The following is a 4,966-nucleotide window of genomic DNA, read 5'->3' as shown; positions in this document are numbered from 1 at the left end:
CATTAGTCCCTTTATTTTAGATGAGTTTTCTGTCTTGGTCTTTTTGTAAACTTCTTGGGGTATTTTCTGGTGAAACTTTATTGATGGCCTGCGCCATTTACTAGCGGGTTATTAGCACTGTCTACACGGCTTGAGCAGCCTCATTATTTTGTCGCCATTATTGATGCGATTAATTAGAGTTCGTTGCTTTAATAATGATAATTTCTGAAATTTAATTAAAAATCCTGGATGCAAGTAATTGCTATGCTGGTTTTATTGTGGGGTTAATGATGAGTGGCCCTGTCTTTATTTCTTATAACTAATTTCTCCAATCAAAATATAGATAAATATCGTATTCTTTGCCTATCGAGCTTTATCTACCTGATTTTAGAATTAATCAGACTTTTCATAGATCATTGTGGGTTGTTTAAATTCGATGGCCTCCCCACCAACATTCTCCTGATTTCAAAATAAAAACTTATTTAATATAATATGCTTTATCTTTATTGTATAAATTTAGAAATTTTTTCCTTAAATTCCAATTATTGTTTTAAGGATTTCTTCTAACTCTTTCAGTCCCTCTGCAGGTAGTGATGAGGTAAAGTGCTCTTCATTAATTAATGAGATTATTTTATTAGTATCTTTACACTTAAAACCTGTCGGCAAATAATCTTCCAATGAACCTTTTCGTAGAATAAAACAATTACGTTCCTTTAGTTCATTTATAAAATCATCAATAACTTTTTCTTCATCTGAGTTTAAATCTTTTCTAATTTTTTGATGACGAATATTTAAATAGTCGCGAAAATTCTGTAAGTCTTCTAAATTTGTAGTATCTATCGCATCATCAAGCATTTTAATCAATTGTATTCCATCCATACTCCCAATCTGGCACAAAGACTCTCTAAGTTTTTTATAGTCTGGGGTTAAAAGCTTTTTAATATCTGATGAGCCTATGTTTAGAGCATAATCCAAATCTGCTATTATATTGCTTTTAATGCACAATAGTTGAAGCAGTTTACTATAATGTTCAAAACTTGATTTACCTCCTACGTCTATAAATTCAATTATTTTAGAGTTTGAAGTTAATCCAGAGTTCTCATTCGCTACATTAAAATGATTAAATAGAGCCTTAAAAAATATACGATCTGACTGTCCTTCTACCAAAGTAACCTCATCCGCAAAAAAGATAACTTCATTATTTTGACTATTAATCATCTTCAAGAGTTGTTTGGCCTCTGGTAGGTCATCTTTATTTAAGCGAACAATCTGGCTTTGAACTTTATTATTATAAACCCTAGATACATATTCTATAGAATGAGGAGTTATAAAGGATGGGGAATGAGTGGAAATTATAAACTGATTACCTGTGTCTTTAGACAATTTAATAAAGAGGTCAAATAATGACTTTTGCCATTGTGGATGAAGGTGAAGTTCAGCTTCATCAATAATTATTATTGCATCAGACACGTTTAAAAAATAAATAGTGAATAAATAGGTCAATAACTCAATTTCTCCGGAAGAAGCTGAACCTATCGGAAACTCTATTCCATTTTTTTTAAGTTTTAAATCGTAATGATTTCTATTAGAACTAATGCAAGATATATCCCAGCTATATCCCATATTCTCTAAAAACGCATCGAGTTCTTTAATATGTTCTTCCTTCTTTAAATACTCCATTGGTTTTATATGGGTATCTAAAAGACGGCGATATTTTTGAATTATTTGTCCAATAGCAAAATTAATGATTTGAGAATTAGAACGGGAAGTAGTTGATCCAACTTGTTTATTTAATTCATATTCATCATATTGATGCAATTCTATATCAGTTTTGAAATTTAACCCTCGATTAGCTGATAAAAATAAAAAAGGAGTTACAAGAGGTTTTTCATGGTATTCATCCTGAATCTGCGCATATCTTTCATAAAGCGATAAATAAGTGTGAAAGAATCCAGCTCCTTCTTTATTTTCAGAAGTAGGAATAAACGTGTCATCTCTAAGTTCAAATTTAAATTTTTCTCCAGGTTGAATTAAATTTAAATCCCATTTTTCTGTTAGGGTAGATAGACCTGCTTCTTTATACTTATAACCTGGAATTTCCTCTAAGCGTTTTGCATTACGCTTCATTTCCTCCATTTTTTGTATATCTTCCTGGGTGCACTCAATTTCTATTTCAATAAATTGAGGTCTGTTTGTTCCTAAGCTATGAGGCTCTAGAATCATTTCCTTAAGCTTTTCATTAAAACGATATTCAAATTGCTGGGATGTATTTGATTCTTGTTGATATTGAGAGCCATACAAAAACTTCCTTATTACAATAACTAATATATCTAACAGATTTGATTTTCCTCCACCATTTGGTCCAATAATGATAGAAATATTACTATCCAAAATTAATTCAGCTTTATTTAAAAAACTTTTTATATTTTCTACAGTTAATTTGCAAATCCGCATTTTTATCCAATGAAATATTTATATTTAGGCTGTTGATACTTCCATTATGATTGTAAACAACTCGAAATTTTTTACCCAATTAGCGCTAGCTAGCTTTCCGTAATGCTTCTATTACCGCATGCGGATTTCTATCAATAACAGTTAAATAAGCTCGAGTAGGCCCTTCAGGTAATCGCTCCCCTCTTTCCCACTTTTCTACTGTTCGTATGCTAAATCCAAATTCCTCTGAAAATTTCTGCCTACTCATGTGAAGCTTTTTCCGAATCGCGGACACATCTATTGCAGAGGGAACCTCTATTTTATGAGTTATTGCCCCATTTTTATTTTGTTTTGCATACTCTAAAGCCTCTTCAACTCCTTGAATTAAACTTTTTCCTAATTCACTCATGATTATTCTCCTTATAAGCGTCAACGATTTTGCCTATAATCGATTTAATAATATTTTTCTCTTCTTGTGTTAGATTATCTTTTTGGTTCTTTCCATAGACTGTTAATAAAAAAATGGGAATGGTTTGATCGTAATAATAGTAAATTACTCTTACCCCACCTCTCTTCCCTTTATTACTGTCTCCAGTCCATCTAATTTTTCTAACACCTCCAGTCCCGACAATCAAATCCCCTTGTAAAGGAAATTCGGCTATGTAATCTATAAAAGATTTTTTAGATTCCTCATCCATACATGATTGTGATTGCTTAATAAATTCAGGCAACTCAACAACAGTTTGTAATATTTTTTTTATTTTCATAATGAAGACTATAACCCCATTGGGGATATTTGTCAACCCCATTGGGGTTTTTTTACTGTATTGAAAACGGGGGTTTTCTTTACTTTGCTGATATTGGAAGATTTTACATTAAATTAACCTTAAGGCTAAAAACTGTCATAAATTTTTCAGTGACAATTACTGGCACAAGGAGATTAGAACCTATTTTCTTTTAATGTCAATAATTGTAGACAGGAGCTAGGTGATTAAGCAATTAAGAAGATCTTCTCGAGGAACAATGATCCTAATGGTGATATCATTGAATCTTAGACGTAATTACTGATTCAATTCTTTTGCATAAAATTTCTAAATGCTCGATATTTCCTCTTTTCTTTTCATAATTTAGAATTGCAAATGCAGGCTTATGGGCTCCAGATTTATTATCTAATTTAGGCCACTCTAAATAGGTTTCAAGATCCGGAGTAATATCTATTAAACCGTTTGAAAATTTATTGTTTTTATGTATTTCTTTTATTAACTCATTGAGCTGTTTGTGTTTTAAATTTTTATCGCTATCTTCATCATATATTGTGATAAAGTTTATACCTAATGCCTCTAATAGCAGCATAAATCTGGTAGTATTAAATTTACCCTCCGATTGAATTACTCCGCATCCCTCAGGTAGATCTAAAAGACCATCATCAATAAGACGTCTAAATAGTGATGCCTCTGTAAGTCCTTCAACTAATAAAACTAAATTTGAAAAAAATATTCCTGTACGCTCATTATCTAACCATAAAAAATATTTAATCCCTTCAATTAATAATTTATCTTCTTCAGCTAAAAGTTCATTTTTCCCTAGTATTGCTTCAAGCTGTTGTCTTGCTGAAAAAATTTTTAATTTTTTATCATCATCAATTTGGTATACTTCTGTATATAGACTGTCTCGTCTAATTCTCACTAAATTTGTAAGTTTATCCGTATTTCGGCTAACAAAGTGAGAGCTATGAGTAGAAGCAATAACTTGCATTATTGTTTCATTAGTTAAATCATTAAGATCCTTTGCTAGTTTTATTTGTTGGGGCGGATGTAAATAGGCCTCTGGTTCTTCAAATAAAAATAATGTTAAATTTAACGTTAACTCTTGAGGTTTTTGCTGTGTAAAAGAATGCTGAAATTCCGCTATTGTTTTAATGAGTGAAGCAATAAAATGTCTCTGGAAACCACTACCATACATTTCTACTCCATGCTTATTTACATCTCTATTTAAATCAAAAAGATGCCAATCTATTAAATTCTTTACTATAAATTTCAAATCTGGTGGAATAAAATCTATTTTGAAACCCACTCCCCATGGTTGTAACTCAGAGGAAATTTGGTTTGTAAATTTCTTTAAAGTGACTTCACTAGTATTCTCGTATTGAGTCATGTTTTCTGAAAAATCTTTGAATGACTTATGCAGTTGTTTAAAAGCATCGCTATTTGATGTGATAGAACTGAGTAAAATCTCCAAAATATCTCTTAAGGAAGACGCGCTACTTAATTTAGTATACTGATCTATTGAGCTAATAGCCGGTACATAAATGAGTTTACCTAGTCTCCCCTTTCTAATTTCACCCATGCTAAAAAAATTACTTCTTTCTAGTCGCCCATTATCATTATATTTGTAAATATAATTATTATTGTAATCAGAAGGTGCATGTGCTGTAGACAGTGCTAATAACCCGCTAGTAAATGGCGCAGGCCATCAATAAAGTTTCACCAGAAAATACCCCAAGAAGTTTACAAAAAGACCAAGACAGAAAACTCATCTAAAATAAAGGGACTAA

At 31.3% G+C, this 4,966-nt stretch carries 4 protein-coding genes; all 4 read right to left on the bottom strand.

Annotated elements, in window-relative coordinates; translation table 11 throughout:
• Positions 1-510 precede the first annotated feature (510 nt).
• The gene (locus tag ACWTEW_RS05515; protein WP_454783611.1) at positions 511-2,433 is read right to left on the bottom strand and encodes an AAA family ATPase; all 1,923 of its coding nucleotides are present in this window, start codon (positions 2,431-2,433) and stop codon (positions 511-513) included.
• Positions 2,434-2,518: 85 nt separating this feature from the next.
• On the bottom strand, positions 2,519-2,821 hold the full coding sequence (locus tag ACWTEW_RS05510) for a helix-turn-helix domain-containing protein (protein WP_058517321.1): 303 nt from the start codon (positions 2,819-2,821) through the stop codon (positions 2,519-2,521).
• Entirely contained in the window at positions 2,814-3,179 is a 366-nt protein-coding gene (locus ACWTEW_RS05505) for a type II toxin-antitoxin system RelE/ParE family toxin (RefSeq protein WP_058517320.1), read from the bottom strand. The genes ACWTEW_RS05510 and ACWTEW_RS05505 overlap by 8 nt, the downstream gene beginning before the upstream one ends.
• Positions 3,180-3,453: 274 nt before the next feature.
• Positions 3,454-4,758 carry an ATP-dependent nuclease gene (locus ACWTEW_RS05500; protein WP_454783610.1) on the bottom strand — a complete coding sequence of 435 codons (1,305 nt, stop codon included), beginning with the start codon at positions 4,756-4,758 and terminating at the stop codon, positions 3,454-3,456.
• Positions 4,759-4,966: the final 208 nt, after the last annotated feature.

This window comes from Legionella stuttgartensis (genome assembly GCF_977063405.2).
This window is presented reverse-complemented; position numbering and strand designations above follow the sequence as displayed.